The organism is Larsenimonas salina (assembly GCF_023736155.1).
Classification (GTDB): domain Bacteria; phylum Pseudomonadota; class Gammaproteobacteria; order Pseudomonadales; family Halomonadaceae; genus Larsenimonas; species Larsenimonas salina.
Map to the genome: position 1 here is coordinate 1 of NZ_JAMLJJ010000010.1, position 18,834 is coordinate 18,834.

Sequence of the window (18,834 nt, forward strand, 5' to 3'; positions counted from 1 at the left end):
AGATCACGCCGGCCTGGTCGGCCATGATGGCGCAAAAGGTCACGAAACCGATGACCAGTATCTTCGACGCGATGGTTACGGTGGGGTTGAGCCCCTTTAATAGGCCACTCTCGGATCGCATGGCGTCACTCTCGGTTGTTATTGCTCATGTCGGCGTCGGGGAGACGGGGCGCGGCGGCCCGCTGCGCAGACTGAGGGGAGCGAGAGTGGCGAACAACGCATTTTTTATCATCTATAGATGATGTTTTGTCATCTTATAGGGGGTCGATAATGCGATGTTTTTCCGAGAAGAATTCGACAATAACTGAAAATAATCATTTTATCCATTCGTCTAATAGATGACTTTTTGTCATCAAAAGATGTGGAAACATCGATTGTCGCATTCTTGGCGTAGCCCCCAGACTCGCCCTCCACCAGCCGGATCCCCGGCTAGGGCCAAAACAAAACATCAACGCCCGCTTACCGTGAGGACGCCAACCATGACCGACCTGACTCAAGCCCTGATCCCCGCTCAGCAGCTCGACGAGGTGCTCGCCCCGATCGACCAAGCCACCGGCATGCCGAACGCTGCCTATACCAGCGAGGCCTTCTTCCACGAAGAGCGCGATCGTGTGATGGCCAGCACCTGGGCCTGCGTCGGCTTCGCCAGCGATCTGGCCAAGAACGGCTATGTCAAACCGGTCGACTTCATGGGTCTGCCGCTGCTGATGATGCGTAACAAGGATGGCGAGACCCAGGTCTTCCATAACGTCTGCAGTCATCGAGGCATGCAGCTGGTCGCCGAGGAGGGCGAGGTGCAGGGCGTGATCCGCTGCCCTTACCACTCCTGGACCTATGACCTCAACGGCAATCTGCGTGGCACGCCGCATATCGGCGGCGTCGGCCAGCACAAGGTCGACGGCTTCCAGTGCGAAAAGCACGGCCTCAAGCCGATTCGTAGCGCGGTATGGATGGACATGGTGTTCATCAACCTCGATGGCCAGGCCCCCGAGTTCGCCGAGCACGTGGCCCCGCTGGAGAACCGCTGGCGCGACTTCATCGGCGCCGACGGCTTTGACCTGCTGCGTCGCGTCAATATGGGCGGCAACCTCGACATCACCGTCAATTCCAACTGGAAACTGGCGGTGGAGAACTACTGCGAGAGCTATCACCTGCCTTGGGTCCACCCGAGCCTGAACACCTACTCACGCCTCGAGGACCACTACAACATCCAGTTCGGCGAGCATTTCTCCGGGCAGGGTAGCCTGGCCTACCGCCTCTCCGACGTGGCCGGCACCCGGCTGCCCAGGTTCCCTTCATGGCCGCAGGACAAGATGGAGCACGCCGAGTACGTCTCGTTCTTCCCCAACGTGCTGCTTGGCATTCAGGTGGACCATGCCTTCGCCATGATGCTCGAACCGGTATCCGCCGGACAGACCATCGAGCATCTGCGCGTCTACTACGTCGGCGATGAGGCGACGCGGGACGCCTATGCGGCCTGCCGGACCTCGACCCTGGAGTCCTGGCGGGTGGTGTTCGGCGAGGATATCGCCGCCGTCGAGGGCATGCAGCGTGGCCGCCAGTCGCCGGGCTTCCAGGGCGGCGTCTTCTCGCCGGTGCTGGACCACCCGACCCATTTCTTCCACCAGTGGGTCGCCCGTCGTGTGCGCGGCGACGCCGAGGCCGCCTGAGGCTCGCGTCCTCAACGATAAGGCTTTAGTCCGACCACGATGTTTCCGGAGTCATCCCTGATGAGCACGCTCGACCGCTACTACAACTATATCGATGGCGCCTGGAAGGGCGCTGATCACTGGCTGGTGGTGTCCGATCCGGCCACCGATGAACCCTACGCCGAGATCGCCGAGGCCGGTATCGAGGACGCCGATGCCGCCATGGCCGCGGCCCGACGCTGCGTGGATGATGGGTCGCTGAGCGCGGTGCGCCCGGCCCAGCGCGTGACCTGGCTGCTGGCCATCGCCGAGGAGATCAAGGCGCTGACCGATGCTGCCGCCCTGGTGCTGTGCCGCGAGAACGGCAAGTCGTTGGAGGTGGCCCGCGGCGAGTTCGAAGAGGCCGCGCGGTACTTCGAGTACTACGCAGGCATGGCCGACAAGATCGAAGGCACCTCGATCCCGTTGGGCGACGACTACGTCGACTTCACCAGCTACGAACCGATGGGCGTCTCGGTACAGATCGTGCCCTGGAACTTCCCGCCATCGATCTGTGCTCGCTCGCTGGCCCCGGCCCTGGCCGCCGGCAATGCCGTGGTGATCAAGTCGCCGGAGATCTCGCCGCTGGCGATGACTTTCCTGATGACCGCCTGCGAACGCGCTGGCCTGCCGAAGGGCGCCGTCAACCTGCTGTGCGGCAAGGGCTCGGTGATCGGCTCCCATCTGGTCAAGCATCGCGATGCCAATCAGATCGTCTTCACCGGCTCGGTACCGACCGGTCAGCGTATCCTGCGCGATGCCGCCGAGCGTGCCACGCCGAGCGTGATGGAGCTGGGGGGCAAGTCTGCGGCCATCGTCCATGCCGATGCCGACATCGAGCAGGTCATCGACAGCGTCAAGGCGGGTATCTTCTTCAACGCCGGCCAGGTCTGCTCGGCCATGTCGCGGTTGCTGGTACACCGTTCGCGCTACGACGAAGTCGTTGCTCGTGCCCGAGAGATGGCGGAAGGGCTGTCCATCGGTCCCGGCGTCGATAATCCGGAGTTGACGCCGCTGGTCTCCCGGTCGCAGCTGGAACAGGTCGAGGCCATGTGCCACCGGGCCATTGAGGCCGGGGCGACCTGCGTGACCGGCGGCGAACGAGTGTCCGGCTCCAGTGGTTACTTCATGCAGCCGACGCTGTTCGCCGACGTCGCCGTGGACAGCGAGATCTTCCAGGAGGAGGTCTTTGGTCCGGTGCTGGTGATCCATCCGTTCGACAGTGAAGACGAAGCCGTCGAGCTGGCCAATGGCACCGAGTTCGGCCTGGTGGCCGGCGTTTTCGACACTCGCCTCGACCGTGCACTGCGCACCGCACGCCGCCTGCGTGGCGGCCAGGTGTTCATCAATGAGTGGTTCGCCGGTGGCGTGGAAACGCCCTTCGGTGGCGTCGGCCTGTCCGGCTTTGGCCGTGAGAAGGGGCAGGAGGCGCTCTACAGCTACGTGCAGACCCGCAACATCGCCGTGCGCGTCAAGGGCGAGTGAGGAGTTTCCGATGAAGAAGTGGCTGTGCATCATCTGCGGCCTCATCTACGACGAGGCCCAGGGCTGGCCGAGCGATGGCATCGCGCCGGGGACCCGTTGGGAAGACGTGCCAGATGATTGGCTGTGCCCTGACTGCGGCGTGGGCAAGGCGGATTTCGAGATGATCGAGATTACCGATGACGCCCCGGCGGCCGCACCGGCATCAACGCTGTTGGCGGACGCCGTGTCGGAACCGGCTCAGGCGACTCTGCCGGCCGGCCCGCTGGTGATCGTCGGCAGCGGCCATGCCGGCTATGGGCTGGCCGAAGCGGTGCGGGCCCGCGATGCCGAACACGAGATCCATGTGATCACCGCTGATGACGGCGGTCTTTACTCCAAGCCGGCATTGTCCAATGCCTTTGCCCTGGACAAGGATGTCGAAGCACTGCTCGACGAGTCGGCGCTGGCCATCGAGCGCCGCCTGAACATTCGGGTGCATGCCTACTGCCCGGTGAGCCGCATCGATGCCGAGGCCAAGCGGCTCGTCACCCGGCTCGGCGAGCTGGACTACGGTCAGTTGGTGCTGGCCACCGGCGCTAGCCCGATCCGTATCCCGGTGGAGGGGGCATCCGAGGCACTGCTCTCGGTCAACGATCGCGGTGATTATGCCGTCATGCGTGAGCGTCTCGAGACTCTGGGCCGCAAGGCTCGGATCGTGATCATCGGTGACGGCCTGATTGGCTGTGAATTTGCCAACGATCTGGCCCAAGCCGGTCACGGCGTCGAAGTGGTCGGGCTGGCGGAACGCCCGCTGCCACGGCTGCTGCCCGAGGCAGGAAGCGAAGTGCTGCGTGCGTCGCTCACCGGGCTCGGTGTGGGCTGGCACCTGGAGCGATCCGCGGCAAGCGTCACCGCTGAGGCTGACGGCTATCGGCTGACCCTGACCGATGGCGAGGAGCTCGAGGCGGATCTGGTGATCAGCGCCGTTGGGCTTCTGCCCAATATCGAACTGGCCCAAGCGGCCGGTATCGACTGCGGACGTGGCATTCGCGTCGACGATCGGCTCGCCACTTCGCTGCCGGATGTCTTCGCCCTGGGCGATGCTATAGAGATCGATGGTCAGCTGCTGCCCTATCTCGCGCCGATCAATGCCGGGTTACGTGCCCTGGCGGCTACGCTCACGGGCGAGCCGACGGCGGTCAGCTATCCGGTGATGCCGGTGATGGTCAAGACGCCGGCTGCCCCGGTCTGCGTGGTGGTGCCGCTCGGCGAAGTGCACTGGCAGGTCACGGAGACCAGCGATGGCATCGAGGCCGGTGCTTATGACGCCGGTGGTCGACTGCAGGGCTTCGCCTTGGTGGGGGAAGCGGCCATGGCGAGACGCAGCGAGTGGGTGAAGGCCTGCGGTCAGTCACAGGCGGCATGAATCGGCCGAACACGCGGCGCCTTCCTGGCGTCGCCTACTTTCCCAACCGCCGGGGGCACCCGGCGATGACGTCGCGTTACGGCGCGGCAGAGGTCCAAAATGTCACAAGCCACGATTCCCCGTGACGACAAGTGCAACGGCTGGTACCAGCAGCTGGAGGCGCCGGCGCCTGCCCGTCGGCTCAATACCGGCGAGCGAGCCGACTGGCTGGTGATCGGCGCCGGCTTCACCGGCTTGGCCGCAGCGCGGCGCGTCGCCGAGCTGCGCCCCGGTGAGCGGGTGGTGCTTCTGGAGGCCCTGCGGGTGGGGCAGGGCGCCTCGGGGCGCAATACCGGTTTCGTCATCGATCTGCCCCACAAGCGCGACCTCGAGGGTGACGACCTCGAACGCAAGCACAAGCTGCTGTCGCTCAACCGCGGCGCGGTAGATGATCTCGAGACCCTGGTGCGCTGTCACGACATCGAGTGCGGCTGGTCCCGGGCCGGCAAGTACCAGGGGGCAGTCGGCGAGCGGGGGCTCAAGTATCTCGACCACTATGAGTCCCTGCTGCGCGACTTCGACTACCCCTACCGGCGCCTGAACCGCGACGAGCTGACGCCGATCCTCGGTACCCGGCACTACGCCTCGGCCATCTATACCGCCAACACTGCCCTGATGCAGCCTGCCGCCCTGGTGCGGGGCCTGGGCGCGACGCTACCAGACAACGTTGAGCTCTATGAGCATACGCCGGTGGTTAACTTGACTCATTCTGGCGGCCATTGGTGTGCGACAACACCGGAAGGCGAAGTGCGCGCCACCAACCTTCTGCTGGGCTCCAATATCTATTCCCAGGAGTTCGGTTTCCTCAGGCATCGCATGCTTCCGGTCATGACCTTCGCCAGCATGACGCGTGCGCTCAGCGACTCCGAGATGGCGCTGTTCGCCGCGGCCCCGCATCACTTCGGCCTGACCCCCGCCGACCATGCCGGCACCACGGTGCGCCTGACCCCAGATAGGCGGTTGATCGTGCGCAACCAGTACCGCTTCGTGCCGCGTTATCACGACGACCTGTCCGAACGCACCCGCATTCGCCAGGGACATCGCGAGTCCTTCGAGGCTCGTTACCCGACACTGGCTCATGTGCCGTTCGAGGCTACCTGGGGCGGGGCCTGCGGGTTGTCGCGCAACTACACGGCCTTCTTCGGCAAGGTCGGCGACAACGCCTGGATGTCCGGCGTCCATCAGAGCGTCGGTGCGGCACGGGGCACCATCTCCGGCAAGCTGCTGGCGGAATTGGCCACCGGCCAGGACTCCAGTCAGCTCGCCGACATGCTGGCGGTCTCCGGCACGCCGGCGCTCAATCCTCCGGAGCCCTTTTTGAGCCTCGGCGTGAAGACACGGATGAAGCAGGCGGCCTGGGCGAGTCGCAGCGAACTCTAGGCTCTAGGGAGGACACGCTGGTGTATTGTTACGTTCGGATGGCACCCCGCCTTCCATCGCTCGCGACATGAATCAGCACCTCCTCACGCATTCTATTTCTGACCAGGAAGCTACTGTGAGCGATACCCCTATCCGCGCCATCAAGTTCGACCACCGTTACACGTCCTTTCGCCACCGCGGAGGTCCGCCCGGGCATGCCGAGATCGGCCGTACCGTGGACACCGCTCTGAGCGAGACAATGGGCGCCGGTTTCGCCCGCTGGGAGGGTGCCGAAGTGGCCTGGACGGTGCTTTACGACGAGGTGGTCTTCGTCATCGAGGGCGAGCTCGAGGTCACCGCCGCCGGCGAGACTCATCGCATTGCACCCGGGCAGATGCTGTGGATTCCCGAAGGCACCGAACTGGTCTACGGAGGCCATGCACTGTTCGGATACGCCCTCTATCCGGGCAATTGGAAGGCGCTGCACGGAATGGAGTAAACCCGCCACCGACGGCGGCACCTGGGATAAGGCCTCTCGACAAGGGCGCCAGAATGCATTTCAAAGGTTCGCGCCACTGCGGCGCTATTCGTCTCGACGTTGAGGGAGACCTCGTCGAGGCAATGGAATGTGACTGCTCCATCTGCCGAATGGCGGGCTTTCTGCATTGGATCGTGGACGAGAGGCAAGTCGCCATTCACGCCCGGCTCGATAGTCTCGCAACTTATCGATGGGGAAGTGGTGAGGCTCGGCACTATTTCTGCCGCTTCTGCGGTATCGCACCGCTGCGCCGTCCCCGCCAGGCCCCGGAACGCTACTGCGTGAATGTACGTTGTTTCGAGGATGCCCGTACCGAGACCTTGATCATCACCCCCTACCCGGGGCGGAACCTGATGTAGGAGCCCGTTATGCTATGACTGAGGATAAGGTAGCGAAATGCGAGAGAGGGCCCTAGGGGCCATCACAGGTAACGGCCCCGGTGATCGATACTTTTTGCCTTGATAACGGCGATAGAGAACAGCGTGGAAGCCGTCTCCTATAGCTCAAGTCTATTATTACTACCACTACTCAAAACGGAAATTCTCCTCCCGCAACCAGGGAGCATACTCTGAAAGCTCCTGAAAAGCCTCATCCCTAAGGATGCTCTTGGCGATGGAGGCAATCTCCTCTGGCAGTTTTCCCAGCTCGCCCGTGCGGCACATGATGACCAGTTGGCGATATACTGCTGGGCCCGGAAGCGGCTCACATTTCACACGGGCGAGGTGGCTCTTGGCCTGCAACAGACACAAGGGAGTCGTCATGGTCCAGCCCAGACCCGAGGCCACCATCGAAAGGACCGCATCGGCGGTATCAAACTCGAGTCCAGGCCCCGGCTGCAGCCGCAGCCACTTCAGGTAATTCTCCGCCTCGGTGCCGCTGGGCGTGCGCCCGGAATAGCGAATAAAGGCCAGCGACTGAACTAGGGTTTTTAGCTCCTTGTATTCCGCATTGAAGCTCTTCGGTAAGGCCAGGACGTAGGCTTCCTGAAGCAACGGAAACTGGGATACTCCGGGGATTGGTGCTGGTGGCGGCATGGTGATGGCGAGATCGAGGTCCCGGTTCCGGATTCCCTCCCACATGATCGGCGATACGCCTGAAATCACGCTAAGGTTCTCGGCACGATCCGCGATGTTCTTGATCAGCGAAGGCCCGCCCGTCGATGCGAAGGAGTCTACCAACCCGCAGCGCAGCAGAGGCAAGCGCTTGGTGCTGCCGGTACACAGCTGGTTTCTCAGCGCTGTCATCTCTGACAACCAGCAACTGGCGCTGTTGTAGACGGCGTTGCCGGCGACCGTGACGTGCATGGGTCTCATGCTCCGGTCGAGCAGCGTCACCCCGAGCTCGGTCTCGAGCATCTTCACCGCCTGGGAAATGGCGGACTGGGTCATCGCCAACTTCTTGGCCGCATCCGACATGCTGCGGGTGTCGACGACGGCAACGAAGATCGCCAAGGCTTTGGCATCGAATGGCAGTTGGTAGCGCATGGTTGCGGCCGGCGGTCTCAAGTTCTAAGTGCAACGCTATTGAAGGGTGCTCGGACCAGCGACGGATTTCTTGAGCACCTCGGCGTAAACTTCCAGCGGCGTTCGCCAGTCCAGTGTCTTGCGCGGCCGGGTGTTCAGTGAGTCAGCGATCTCGTCGAGTTCTTCCTGGCTGTAGACCGACAGATCCGTGCCCTTTGGCAGGTACTGCCGCAACAGCCCGTTGGTATTCTCATTGGAGCCTCGTTGCCATGGGCTATGCGGGTCAGCGAAGTAGATCGCTGTACCGGTCTTCTGCGTGATCTCGGCATGCTTCACCATCTCTCTGCTTTGGTCGTACGTCATGGACAGGCGCAGAGCTCGCGGCACCTCATTGAGCTTGTCGCTGAAGCCAACGGCCGCCGCTGTGGCGGTAGTGCCATCCACTTTCGCCAAGATCACCAGGCGCGTGATGCGTTCCACCAGCGTACCGACGGCAGAGCGATTGTTGGCGCCCATGATAAGGTCGCCCTCCCAGTGGCCAGGCATCAGGCGATCTTCGATCTCAGGCGGCCGCATGTGGATGCTGACCAGCTCGGGAATCTGCTGGCGTCGATCCTTGCCACGGCTGCGCGGCCGGCGCTTGCCATTGCCCTGGCGAAGACAGGCGATGAGCTCTTTCTTGAGGCTGCCGCGGGACATCACATAGAGCGCATTGTAGATGGCCTCATGTGAGACCCGTCGATGTGAATCGTTGGGAGACATGCGCTTCAGTGTGCGGGCTATCTGTTCCGGTGACCAGTACTTGCGCAGCAGGTAGACCACCACCTCGAAGAGCTCCCCGTCGGGGTGCAGCTTGGGACGCTGACGTGGCCGATGTCGCGTCAGACGAGCCCGGTAGCCCGCCAGGCCGGCATCGTAGCCCTTGATCGGATCAACCGTGTTGCGGGCGATTTCTCGCGACACGGTGCTCGGTGCACGGCCCAGGTGAGTGGCGATGGCCCGGATCGAATGAGTGGCTCGCATCACCATGATGGCGGCTCGGTCTTCAGCAGAGAGGTGGCGATAGCAGTGAGTCATAGCAACACCGTACCTGATGGGTCACGTGTTGCACTTGGTCATTGAGACCGCCCTGATAGAGGTGTTATAAATAAGTTAATCCCCCGGCTTTGCCGGGGGATCACTTACTATTCGGTGACCTCGATTGCCTATGTTTGTGAGGGCCCACAACAGATGAAGTCTGCCCATTCTTGCATCATCGCCCTTCGCTTCTCGAAAAGGTCGCCACGGCGGTAAGCTGCCTCCACCTTGTTCTCGATGGTGTGAGCAAGAGCCATCTCCGCGACGTCGCGGGGATAGCTGGTGACTTCGCCCGTCCAGTCGCGAAAGCTCGAGCGGAAGCCGTGGGGTACGTAGTCGCCACGCTCGCCACCGACGCCATAGCCCATGCCGCGCATCAGCTGCAGCATGGCCATGTTGGAGAGGGGACGACCCTGACGAGCGCCGGGGAAGACGTGTGTATTGCCCTGCACCTTCGGCAGCTGGGCCAAGAGCTCCACCGCTTGCCGTGACAGCGGCACACGGTGTTCGCGGCGTGCCTTCATTCGGTCAGCTGGGATCGTCCAGGTTTCATTGTCGAGGTCGATCTCCATCCAATCAGCGCCCAGGACCTCTGAAGTGCGCGTAGCTGTGAAGATCAGGAACTGCAGTGCCCTGGAGGACATGCTGGTATAGCCCTGAAGCTCGGCCATGAAGGCAGCGACATCGTCGTAGGGCATGGCAGGGTGGTGGGTCACCTTCTTGACCCTTGCCGGCTTTGCCAACAGCTTATCGAGGTGACCACGCCAGCGGGCAGGATTTACGGGGTCCCGGTAGCTGTGCGCTGCGGCGTAGTCGAGAACGTTCTCAATACGTCCTTGCACGCGCTTGGCCGTCTCGGTCTTGCCTGTCCAGATCGGCGACAAGATCTTCAGGACGTCCTGGGTGGTAACTTCATCGACCGGCATGGAACCGATCACCGGTCGGGCATAAGCCTTGAGTGTGCTGACCCACTGCCGCGCGTGCTTGGCGTTTCGCCAGCTGCGGCGGTGAGATTTGATGTAGCGAGCGGCACAGCTGGTGAAGGTGGGAGTCGTCTCGTCTGCTTGCTCTTCCTCTACCTTTGCCTCAAGAGGGTCAAGGCCCTCCTTGACCAGGCTACGGTTCTTGCCGGCACGCTCACGCGCCTCAGCAAGGCTGACGTCCGAGTAGCTACCGAGGCCCATGTCGCGAAGCTTGCCATTGCGCCGGAACCGATAGATCCAGCTTGCTCCTCCCTTCTTGCCGATCTTGAGATACAGGCCCTCGCCATCATTGGTCAACCCGGGCTTGGCCTCCCTGACCAGTTTCTGTACCCCACGTGTGGTGAGCTTGCCCATGGCCGCCTCCTCGTTGTCGTGGGGATCAGCGTACCATACCCTGGCCCATACTCCAGCCCATACTTTGATTCTGCAATCAGCGATACATATTTGGATGCCTCTGGACGGATAAGGAAAAAAATATTGTTAGAACAATGGTTAAGAGGGCTTGTCTGGACTTTCTTGTATGCTAACTAAGCGGAATCCCCCTCCGCCACAGAATTTAAAAAGCCAGCTCATTTGAGCTGGCTTTTTTTATGCCTTCAAAAAATGGTTAATGAGTCTGTTTGGTTCAAGGGCGTGGTATATCGTACGTTTTTTTGCTGACGTTTTTCGGCGAGTGGGCACGCGACGGCCGGATGCTCGTGCTTTTGCGTTTTGATATAACCTTCCCTGTGGCGCTGCAGGCCCGCCTGACATCATGACTTCTTTACAAAATAAGTAGTGCGAAGCCGTTCCATTGAGTTTGAAGTAATAGACGCGTGTGCCTTGCTGATTGAACCAAGCCCAGGCCAGGGCCTGCGCCATTATTGATCGACTCCGAACATCATCGAGGGAATGACTTGAAACGTGTTTCTAGCCTCAGGCGCGCGTGTTGGCGCGCGGTACTTGCCGCATGTGTGTGGAGTGCCTTTCCGCTTGCTGCTGCGGCTCATCCCCATGGCTGGGTCGATATCAGCGTCGAGGGTGTCTTTGACGCTCAGGGCCGGCTGACGGCGCTGAATCAACATTGGCGGATGGACCCGCTCTACAGTCAGGTGCTGATGGAGGATATCCAGCGTGAGGCAGAGGCGGCGTCTCTGGAGGCGCGTCTTGACGCACTTGGCGTCGAGATACGCGATAACCTCGCGCGACAGCATAACCTTACCCAGATGCGCCTGGACGGGCGCGCCGTCGCGCAGGCCCCGGTGACCGAGATGACGACCCGCTACCGCGACCGGCGTCTGGTGTTCAGCTTCACGCTTCCGCTTGCTGCGCCGCTCAGTCTGGCGGGCCACACCTTCCGCTATCAGGTGTTCGACCCGACCTATTACATCGAGATGCTGCACGAGGCCAACGAGCAGGGCACTGAACCCCTGCCTTCTGCGTTGCAGCTTCGTGATGCCCCCAAGGGCTGCACGACAAACATCATCGAGGCGACGCCAGACCCTAAGAAAGTGGCCGAAGCCGCGATGCTTGATCGAACGCAGCAGGGCGAGCCGGATCTGGGGCGTTTCTTTGCAGAGACGGGAGAGATTGCATGCCCCGGATGAGCGTGAAGGCCGCGTTTTGGGGGCCGCTTTTCGTGTTGATCGCACTCGGCGTGGTGGGCTACGTCTCGGGCTGGCACCACCAGATGGTCGTGCATATCGTCGTGTGGCAGGGCCGGCTCTATCATGCGCTGGTCGATGCGATTTCGGCGCTCGAGCATGCCCCGGATGTGACCACGTGGAGTGCGCTTCTGGGCGTCAGTTTCGGGTACGGGGTGTTTCATGCAGCGGGGCCAGGGCATGGCAAGATCGTTCTGAGCACGTATCTGGCCTCCCAGGGCGGGGCGTGGCGGCGAGCGCTCGGGCTGTCGGCCATGGCCTCCCTGCTACAGGGGCTTACGGCGGTGCTCTTGATTGCCGTATTGGTGTTCGGGCTCGGGTGGTTAACGAGAGAGGCGATGGGCAGTGTCGAACACGCCGAGCTTGCAAGCTTTCTGATGGTGACACTGGTTGGCGTGTGGCTCTGCTGCCGTTCGGTGATTCGTCTGCGACGTGCCGCGACCTCAGATAAGGCCGCCACCGAACGTGATCGGCCCATTTCGAGTCTTGTGTCGCCCGCGTCCGGCTCGTTGGTATTTACGCCTTCAACGCCGGAAGATCGCCACGGTACTCAGTGCGGCTGCGGCCACGAACACCACATTAGCCCGGATACCGCCCGTGACTGGCGCGTGGCGCTACTGACCGTGCTGTCGATCGGGGTTCGACCCTGCAGTGGCGCCGTGTTGCTTTTGGGCGCAGCGGCGCTGCTCGATCAGTTCGGGAAGGGTGTGATTGCGGTGTTTGCGATGTCGCTTGGAACCGCGCTGACCGTAACAGCCCTTGCGCTATTGAGCGTGGTTGCCCGCGACTGGGTTTCACGTCATATGCGGCCAACCAGGCATCGAAGGCCTTGGGCGGCCTGGATTAGTCTGGCGGGCGGCGCACTGATTCTTGCGCTTGGTCTTTCGTTGACGCTTGCCAAGTGGCAGAGCACGTCCAGTGAGGCGCCCCCTTTGCTTGGAAGCCCTGAAACGCGCGGTGGGGGAGTAATGAAAAGCGGCTGAACAGCCGCTTTTTGCGTTTGCGCGGTAACCGTCAAGTACGCCGGAACCGATACCGATGACCGTTACGCCAGCGTGATCGGGCCGTGATTGTCGCAGTGGTCGCCATGGGGGTGATGCAAGTGACCGTCAACCAGATAATCGACATGGTCCCCATGGGGGACGGCTTCATGACCGCAGCCCGGGCCATGCACGTGGTCGGCATCGTGACCTGAGCACTCATGGGCAGGTGTGCAGGTATTTGGGTTGGTTTCGGATTCTTCGATCACGTGCTCATCGACGTGGTCGCCATGAGGATGATGAAGGTGACCGTCGTGCAGATAATCCACGTGGTCTTCATGGCGAATGGCGGTATGACCACACTGGTCGCCATGCTGGTGAGGGTGGTTGCCGTGCTGAGATTGATCGCAGGTAGACATGTATGACTCCTTGATTGACGAATATATCGACCGCGTTAGTGCGGTGTGACTTCTTCGGCCGCATGGCCGACGATGTTGTTCAATAGAACACGGACATGGTCGTCGGCGAGGGCGTAGTAAATGTGCTTGGCCTCACGGCGCCGAGACACCAGGCGGCCGGCGTACAGCGTTTTAAGGCGTGCCGAGATGCTGCTGACCTTGGCCTGTTCGAGCTCAACCAGTTCAGACACACACATCTCGCGCTGGCTCAACCAAAGCAGCAAGCGAAGCCGGGCAGGGTCGCTCATGGCGTGGCACATGGCGGCCGCTGCGGTCAGCTGATCTGGGCCGCACTCGATATCGACAAGGGTCGCTGTGTCATGTGTGCATTTGGTTTTCAATGCTCAAGCACCCTCATTCCAAGATTTCATGGAATGATAGAGTGTTTTGCGTCAGCGTCAAGCCCCTGCCGCCTTGACCGCGCCGACCGTTTGTTTGAGCTCGGCCTCGATCAGATCGACAAAGGCGCGGGTACGCGTCGAGATGCCGTTGCGATCGGGGTAGATCGCAACGATTTCAAGCGGGGCCGGGGTGTGATCAAGCGTCAGCTCGATCAGTTCTCCCGTGGCCAGATACGGCTCGCAAAACGCGGTGGGAATGATGGCGTAACCGATGCCGGCCACGGCACCCGAGATCAGCATCTGGCTGCTGTCGACCCGGTAGCGGCTGGTCGTTCGAAGCGTTACAGCCTGCCCCCTGTCATCGAGAAACACCCAGGGATTGGCCTTGAGCGCGGTCAACGTCGAAATGCAGGGCTCTCCAGCCAGGGCCTTGATCGTGGCTGGCGGTGAGCGATCGCCCAGAAGGGATGGCGCGACCACCACCGAGCTTTTCATGGTCAGAAGCGGTCGAATCACTTGAGTACTGTCGGCCTTGTCGCCCCGGTGGTAGGCGATCGACACATGGACGTCACGCCGAACCGGGTCCAGCGGCGCCATGCTGGTAATGCATTCAAGCTCAAGGCTCGGATGCGCCTTGGTGAACTGCGCAATGCAGCCATTGAGCCATGTCACACCGAATTCCGACGGAATCGCGACCGTCAGGGTGCCGCTGAGTGTGCCCTGATGACTCTTGACGTCGTTGCCGAGGTCTTCAAGTTCCTCGATCAATGGGCGCGCGCGTTCGGCCAGCGCTCGGCCTTCTGCCGTCAGCCTCAAGTGCCGCGTGCTTCGAAGAATCAGTTGCTGACCGAGCTGGCGTTCGAACGCTTTCAGTTGGCGGGCAAGGGTGGAGTTGGGGATGCCTAGTATCTTCGATGCGGCCAGAATCGATTCCTGCTCGGCCACTGCCAGAAAGAGCTTCAAGTGATTGAGGTTCAAGTTTTTCTCGTTTTAGGGAAGGTGTTTCTCGAAAACTAGGATTGTCGGCGTGGCCGGTCAACCTTAGCGTCTTGGGACGTTGGAACGGACCAGGAGAACAAGAGATGGCTGAGCGGTACGTAGAAAGTGGGCACCAGGAATGGCAGGAAGCGTTGCGCTCCTTGATTCATTTCGAGGGCCACGATGAAGCGCGTCGTGTGCTCAAGATGCTCTCGGAGGAATCGATGCGTCAGGGGGGTGAGCCAACTGAGCTGCATTCGCCGCACCGCAATTCGATTCCGGTGGCGCAGGAGCCGGCCTACCCGGGCGATTTAGCGCTTGAATCCAGGCTGCGTGCGGCAATTCGCTGGAACAGCATTGCCATGGTGGTGCGGGCCAATCAGTACGATAAAAGCCTGGGTGGGCATCTGGCGAGTTTCATGTCGAGCTGCACTCTGTACGAGGTGGGGTTCAATCATTTCTTTCGTGCGCCAAGCCCTGATCATGGCGGTGATCTGGTGTATTTTCAGGGCCACATCGCCCCCGGCATCTACAGCCGCTCCTTTCTAGAAGGCCGCCTCGATGAGTCTATGCTTGATCGCTTCCGCCAAGAGGTGGGCGGCGGTGGGCTGTCGTCCTACCCGCACCCGTATCTGATGCCGGAATACTGGCAGTTCTCGACCGTTTCCATGGGGCTCGGGCCGATACAGGCCATCTATCAGGCGCGGTTGATGCGCTATCTGGATCATCGCGGCATAACGCCACTCGAGGACCGCAAGGTCTGGGCGTTTCTGGGCGATGGCGAATGCGATGAGGTGGAGACATTGGGTGCGCTCCCGCTTGCCAGCCGAGAGCGGCTGGGGCATCTGATTTTCGTGGTCAACTGCAACCTTCAGCGCCTCGACGGGCCTGTACGTGGCAATGATCGGGTGATGGATGAACTGGAACGCACCTTTCGGGGCAGCGGCTGGAACGTTATCAAAATCGTGTGGGGCAGTGAGTGGGACCCGCTGTTCGCCGCCGACCACGACGGGGCCTTGCAGCACTGCCTCGATACCACCGTCGATGGCGAATACCAGAGCTTCAAGGCCCAGGGGGCGGCCTACACGCGCACGCATCTTTTCGGAAAATCGCCGACGCTCAGTGAGCGAACGGCGGCGTTGTCGGATGAGGCCATCGCGCAACTCAAGCGAGGGGGGCATGATCCGAAAAAAATCCATGCCGCCTATAAGCAAGCGACCGAGAGCGATAATGGCCGACCCACCGTCATTCTGGCCCATACCGTCAAGGGCTACGGCATGGGCCCTGAAAACGGCGAGGCCGACATGGAAGCGCATAACATCAAGACGCTCTCCGTCGGTGGGCGCCGGGCACTTCGTGATCGACTGGCTCTTCCAATCGAGGACACAGAGCTCGAGCAGGGCATGCCGTATTACCGGCCGGCGGCGGATGCCCCGGAGCGTCACTACCTCATGGCGCGAAGAACCCTGCTGGGTGGGGCGCTGCCAACGCGCCGCGCCGCCCGTCGCACGCTCGAGATTCCGCCGTTGACCGACAAGGCCTTTGCCAGCCAGCTGAAAGGCTCCAACGAGCGCGCGGTCTCGACCACCATGGCGTTCGTGCGCGTATTGAGTGGGTTGATCAAGCACAAGGCGCTGGGGCCGAGCCTTGTTCCGATCGTGCCTGACGAGGCGCGCACCTTCGGCATGGAAGGACTCTTTCGGCAGGTCGGCATCTATGCGTCCGAAGGTCAGAAATATCGACCGGCCGACGCGGGGCAGCTCATGTCTTACCGTGAGGATCAGCGCGGCCAGATTCTGGAAGAGGGCATTACCGAATCGGGTGCGATGGCCTCCTGGATCGCTGCCGCCACGGCCGAGGCCAATCACGATGCCACCTTGATTCCGTTTTACATCTTCTACGCCATGTTCGGGTTCCAGCGGGTGGGCGATCTGGCCTGGGCCGCCGGTGATATGCTGGCTCGGGGATTTCTGGTCGGCGGGACGGCCGGACGCACCACCATCAATGGCGAAGGGTTGCAGCATCAGGACGGGCACAGTCATCTAAGCGCCGCGGCCATTCCCAACTGCCGCAGCTACGACCCAACATACGCCCATGAGATCGCGGTCATCGTTCAGCACGGTCTCAAGGACATGTTCGAACACGGCAATGAGCGGTTTTATTACCTGACCGTGATGAACGAAACCTACGCCCACCCCCCGATGCCGGAAGGCTGCGAGGAAGGCATCATTCGAGGCATATATCTGTTGAAGGCATGTGCCCCGGTTGATACGCCAACCGTTCAATTGATGGGCTCAGGCACCTTGCTGCGCGAGGCCGAGGCGGCGGCTGAGTTGCTGGCCGAGCTGGGTATTTCGGCCAATGTCTGGAGCGTGACCAGCTTCAACGAACTTCGCCGCGAGGGATTGGAGCACGACCGGCACCGATTGCGTTCGCCCAATGCCTCGCTCGAGGCGCCGTGGGTAACGCAGCAGCTTGAAGCGCACAATGGCCCGGTGATTGCCGTGACCGATTATTTAAAGCTCTACGCCGACCAGATTCGAGCGTGGGTGCCCGGTGAGTATTACGTGCTAGGCACCGATGGGTTCGGGCGCTCGGATACTCGAGAAACGCTCAGGCAGTTTTTCGAAGTGGATCGTTTTCATGCGGCCTTCATCGCCGTGGATGCCCTTTATCGACGCGGCGACATCTCGCACGAGCTTTTAGAGCGCGCACGCACGGCGTTCTCGATGGTTGCCGACAAGCCATCCCCGCTTTCCTGCTGAGGGTCGAAAAATGCTGACAGATGATGTAGATACGTCCACGCCAGTAGTGCACGCCGCGCCCAAGGTCAGGCGCTACGCCCGCGAGCTTGGTGTGCCTCTGTCGCGGGTCCACGCAAGCGGTCCGCATGGGCGTATTCTCATACGAGATGTGCAGGTGTTTGTAAGACAGGCGGTGGGTAGCTTGAAAAAACACGATGCGGGATGAACTCCAGGCTTAAATGGAAAAAGCCAGGCTTAGCCTGGCTTTTTCTTTTACGAATGCCCGTTTCGCCAAGCGAAACGGGATCCAATCTATTTATTTGGAATCTGCATGGTGTGGGTAGGCGCTTTTTCGCTGCTTGCGTGGGAGCAGACGCGCTCTCAGCATATCGCGGGTACGGGTGACCACCTTTTCCTGAAACAGGATACAGCTGACCAGTAATACGCTCATATACACGGGATACATCCAGATCGAACGGTCAGCGCTTATGGCAATTTGGGCGATTTCAGAAATCGGCGCGGACGTGGTCATGACCTCCCAACTGGCGTACAGCACCTTTTCAACCTTGGACGCGACCATTTGAAGCGGGATATGCAGCGCAAAGATTGAAAGCGACGCCACTCCCAAGCGCGACAGCCATTGACGTGCGGTGGTACCAAGCTGCCAGTTGGCGTCGGCGCAGAGAAGAACCAGTGCTAGTTGAGATGGCAGCAACAAGCCATTATGAACGAGGTAGTACCACTGACCGCCGACAAACCGATACAGCAGGGCGGTTGCCACAAAGCAGGCCACGATAAACACAGTGGTCGCGCGCTTGCCATTCGGGCTTAAAAGGGTCGAGAGCCAGGCCGGCCGTGCGCGGTACAGGGCGTAGAGCAGGATGCCGGAGAGGAACTCGGGCAGACGAATGATCGGGTTGCGGTGCATCAGGCCATGTGCCATGGGCGTGACCGTGTTGCTGAAAAACATGTAGAACGCCGGTATAGCGTAGAGCACGCAGACCGCGAGCAGCAAAAGCGTTGGGCGGCGTGTCGCATTGAGGCGCGGCGCCATATACGGGAAGCAGATGTAGAAAAACAGTAGCGCCGACAGCGACCACGCCGGTTGGTTGAAGAGCGTGTAGCACGGGTTCCACGCTTGCAGTAGCGTCAGGTTCAGCCCGATGTTGGCCAAAAGGCCCTGGAAGCTCAGTGCATAGGCGGTCGTATCCGGCGCGATGCTCGACCACCCGTTGACATTATGGTCGACCATGACGCTTCCAAGGCTACCGGAGGCCGTCATTGCCAGCGGGATTGCAAGCACCAGTGCAAAGATATGGATCGGGTAAAGCGAGGTAAGGCGCTTTATGAAAAAATCGCGCTTGGCGATGGCCTGTTGCTTGCGTCCGAGGTAGACGTGGGTCAGCAAAAAGCCCGATAGCACAAAAAAGGCACTGGTCGAGAAAAAGCCCAGACTCAGCAGGCTGTGAAGCCATGGAATTGATTCGATTTCAGGGTAATTTTTGAAAGTGTGAAAAAGAACCAGATAGATGGCGAGGCCGAAGCGCAAGCCATCCAGGGCAACAAGGTTTTCTTTTGGTGCGGCCATAGGATCCATCCCGGGAAATATTTCCCACAGTTTCCTCCCGAATTAGAGTTGGCTGCTGTGCAGGT

17 protein-coding genes and 1 pseudogene are annotated in these 18,834 nt (G+C 61.0%); 11 read left to right on the forward strand and 7 right to left on the reverse strand.

Annotated elements, in window-relative coordinates:
- The first annotated feature begins 479 nt into the window (after positions 1 to 479).
- The 7 genes and pseudogenes from NAT23_RS13985 (at position 480) to NAT23_RS14855 (ending at position 6,873) form a co-directional block, all read left to right on the forward strand.
- Complete coding sequence (locus tag NAT23_RS13985) at positions 480 to 1,670, forward strand: aromatic ring-hydroxylating oxygenase subunit alpha (RefSeq protein WP_251929269.1); 1,191 nt, start codon at positions 480 to 482, stop codon at positions 1,668 to 1,670.
- Between the two features lie 60 nt (positions 1,671 to 1,730).
- Complete coding sequence (locus NAT23_RS13990; protein WP_251929270.1) at positions 1,731 to 3,173, forward strand: aldehyde dehydrogenase family protein; 1,443 nt, start codon at positions 1,731 to 1,733, stop codon at positions 3,171 to 3,173.
- Positions 3,174 to 3,183: 10 nt separating this feature from the next.
- Positions 3,184 to 3,345 (forward strand): annotated as a pseudogene (locus NAT23_RS13995) (rubredoxin); the annotation flags it as partial.
- Entirely contained in the window at positions 3,334 to 4,578 is a 1,245-nt protein-coding gene (locus tag NAT23_RS14000; protein WP_251929318.1) for an FAD-dependent oxidoreductase, read from the forward strand. The pseudogene NAT23_RS13995 and the gene NAT23_RS14000, both read left to right, overlap by 12 nt.
- Positions 4,579 to 4,677: 99 nt before the next feature.
- Complete coding sequence (locus tag NAT23_RS14005) at positions 4,678 to 5,997, forward strand: NAD(P)/FAD-dependent oxidoreductase (RefSeq protein ID WP_251929271.1); 1,320 nt, start codon at positions 4,678 to 4,680, stop codon at positions 5,995 to 5,997.
- 115 nt (positions 5,998 to 6,112) lie between these two features.
- On the forward strand, positions 6,113 to 6,475 hold the full coding sequence (locus NAT23_RS14010) for a cupin domain-containing protein (protein ID WP_251929272.1): 363 nt from the start codon (positions 6,113 to 6,115) through the stop codon (positions 6,473 to 6,475).
- Positions 6,476 to 6,528: 53 nt separating this feature from the next.
- Positions 6,529 to 6,873, forward strand: a complete 345-nt coding sequence (locus NAT23_RS14855; RefSeq protein WP_491015948.1) for a GFA family protein — start codon at positions 6,529 to 6,531, stop codon at positions 6,871 to 6,873.
- Between the two features lie 165 nt (positions 6,874 to 7,038).
- Here the strand turns inward: NAT23_RS14855 and NAT23_RS14015 are convergent, their stop codons facing one another.
- The 3 genes from NAT23_RS14015 to NAT23_RS14025 all read right to left on the reverse strand — a co-directional run bounded on the left by NAT23_RS14015 (position 7,039) and on the right by NAT23_RS14025 (position 10,391).
- On the reverse strand, positions 7,039 to 7,998 hold the full coding sequence (locus NAT23_RS14015; protein WP_251929273.1) for a LysR family transcriptional regulator: 960 nt from the start codon (positions 7,996 to 7,998) through the stop codon (positions 7,039 to 7,041).
- 36 nt (positions 7,999 to 8,034) lie between these two features.
- Positions 8,035 to 9,054 carry an IS30 family transposase gene (locus tag NAT23_RS14020; RefSeq protein ID WP_433962205.1) on the reverse strand — a complete coding sequence of 340 codons (1,020 nt, stop codon included), beginning with the start codon at positions 9,052 to 9,054 and terminating at the stop codon, positions 8,035 to 8,037.
- Between the two features lie 128 nt (positions 9,055 to 9,182).
- Positions 9,183 to 10,391, reverse strand: coding sequence for a tyrosine-type recombinase/integrase (locus NAT23_RS14025; protein WP_251929274.1), 1,209 nt, complete (start codon positions 10,389 to 10,391; stop codon positions 9,183 to 9,185).
- A gap of 542 nt (positions 10,392 to 10,933) precedes the next feature.
- On the opposite strand from NAT23_RS14025, the gene NAT23_RS14030 reads away from it, so the two are divergent.
- Positions 10,934 to 11,623, forward strand: a complete 690-nt coding sequence (locus tag NAT23_RS14030; RefSeq protein ID WP_251929275.1) for a DUF1007 family protein — start codon at positions 10,934 to 10,936, stop codon at positions 11,621 to 11,623.
- Positions 11,611 to 12,663 carry a nickel/cobalt transporter gene (locus tag NAT23_RS14035; RefSeq protein WP_251929276.1) on the forward strand — a complete coding sequence of 351 codons (1,053 nt, stop codon included), beginning with the start codon at positions 11,611 to 11,613 and terminating at the stop codon, positions 12,661 to 12,663. The genes NAT23_RS14030 and NAT23_RS14035 overlap by 13 nt, the downstream gene beginning before the upstream one ends.
- A 62-nt stretch (positions 12,664 to 12,725) precedes the next feature.
- On the opposite strand, the gene NAT23_RS14040 is transcribed toward NAT23_RS14035, so the two are convergent.
- From NAT23_RS14040 to NAT23_RS14050, 3 genes are all read right to left on the reverse strand, one after another.
- The gene (locus tag NAT23_RS14040; protein WP_251929277.1) at positions 12,726 to 13,079 is read right to left on the reverse strand and encodes a hypothetical protein; all 354 of its coding nucleotides are present in this window, start codon (positions 13,077 to 13,079) and stop codon (positions 12,726 to 12,728) included.
- Positions 13,080 to 13,114: 35 nt separating this feature from the next.
- A complete protein-coding gene (locus NAT23_RS14045; RefSeq protein ID WP_286010058.1) occupies positions 13,115 to 13,378 on the reverse strand; it encodes an ArsR/SmtB family transcription factor in 264 nt (87 codons plus the stop codon).
- Positions 13,379 to 13,516: 138 nt separating this feature from the next.
- Entirely contained in the window at positions 13,517 to 14,437 is a 921-nt protein-coding gene (locus NAT23_RS14050) for a LysR family transcriptional regulator (RefSeq protein WP_251929279.1), read from the reverse strand.
- 104 nt (positions 14,438 to 14,541) lie between these two features.
- On the opposite strand from NAT23_RS14050, the gene aceE reads away from it, so the two are divergent.
- Together aceE and NAT23_RS14060 are read left to right on the forward strand one after the other, a co-directional pair.
- Positions 14,542 to 17,202: a pyruvate dehydrogenase (acetyl-transferring), homodimeric type gene (aceE, locus tag NAT23_RS14055; RefSeq protein ID WP_251929280.1), complete on the forward strand. Its 2,661-nt coding sequence runs from the start codon at positions 14,542 to 14,544 to the stop codon at positions 17,200 to 17,202.
- Between the two features lie 10 nt (positions 17,203 to 17,212).
- Entirely contained in the window at positions 17,213 to 17,407 is a 195-nt protein-coding gene (locus tag NAT23_RS14060) for an E3 binding domain-containing protein (protein WP_251929282.1), read from the forward strand.
- Between the two features lie 90 nt (positions 17,408 to 17,497).
- Here the strand turns inward: NAT23_RS14060 and NAT23_RS14065 are convergent, their stop codons facing one another.
- Positions 17,498 to 18,769 (reverse strand): acyltransferase family protein, encoded by a 1,272-nt coding sequence (locus tag NAT23_RS14065; protein ID WP_251929291.1) that lies wholly within the window; start codon positions 18,767 to 18,769, stop codon positions 17,498 to 17,500.
- Positions 18,770 to 18,834 lie beyond the last annotated feature (65 nt).

Excerpts from the sequence above, each read along its gene's own strand:
- NAT23_RS13985 (WP_251929269.1), top strand. The coding sequence starts at position 480 with ATGACCGACCTGACTCAAGCCCTGATCCCCGCTCAGCAGCTCGACGAG.
- NAT23_RS13990 (WP_251929270.1), top strand. The coding sequence starts at position 1,731 with ATGAGCACGCTCGACCGCTACTACAACTATATCGATGGCGCCTGGAAG.
- NAT23_RS14000 (WP_251929318.1), top strand. The coding sequence starts at position 3,334 with ATGATCGAGATTACCGATGACGCCCCGGCGGCCGCACCGGCATCAACG.
- NAT23_RS14005 (WP_251929271.1), top strand. The coding sequence starts at position 4,678 with ATGTCACAAGCCACGATTCCCCGTGACGACAAGTGCAACGGCTGGTAC.
- NAT23_RS14855 (WP_491015948.1), top strand. The coding sequence starts at position 6,529 with ATGCATTTCAAAGGTTCGCGCCACTGCGGCGCTATTCGTCTCGACGTT.
- NAT23_RS14015 (WP_251929273.1), bottom strand. The coding sequence starts at position 7,998 with ATGCGCTACCAACTGCCATTCGATGCCAAAGCCTTGGCGATCTTCGTT.
- NAT23_RS14020 (WP_433962205.1), bottom strand. The coding sequence starts at position 9,054 with ATGACTCACTGCTATCGCCACCTCTCTGCTGAAGACCGAGCCGCCATC.
- NAT23_RS14025 (WP_251929274.1), bottom strand. The coding sequence starts at position 10,391 with ATGGGCAAGCTCACCACACGTGGGGTACAGAAACTGGTCAGGGAGGCC.
- NAT23_RS14035 (WP_251929276.1), top strand. The coding sequence starts at position 11,611 with ATGCCCCGGATGAGCGTGAAGGCCGCGTTTTGGGGGCCGCTTTTCGTG.
- NAT23_RS14040 (WP_251929277.1), bottom strand. The coding sequence starts at position 13,079 with ATGTCTACCTGCGATCAATCTCAGCACGGCAACCACCCTCACCAGCAT.
- NAT23_RS14045 (WP_286010058.1), bottom strand. The coding sequence starts at position 13,378 with ATGTGCCACGCCATGAGCGACCCTGCCCGGCTTCGCTTGCTGCTTTGG.
- aceE (WP_251929280.1), top strand. The coding sequence starts at position 14,542 with ATGGCTGAGCGGTACGTAGAAAGTGGGCACCAGGAATGGCAGGAAGCG.
- NAT23_RS14060 (WP_251929282.1), top strand. The coding sequence starts at position 17,213 with ATGCTGACAGATGATGTAGATACGTCCACGCCAGTAGTGCACGCCGCG.
- NAT23_RS14065 (WP_251929291.1), bottom strand. The coding sequence starts at position 18,769 with ATGGCCGCACCAAAAGAAAACCTTGTTGCCCTGGATGGCTTGCGCTTC.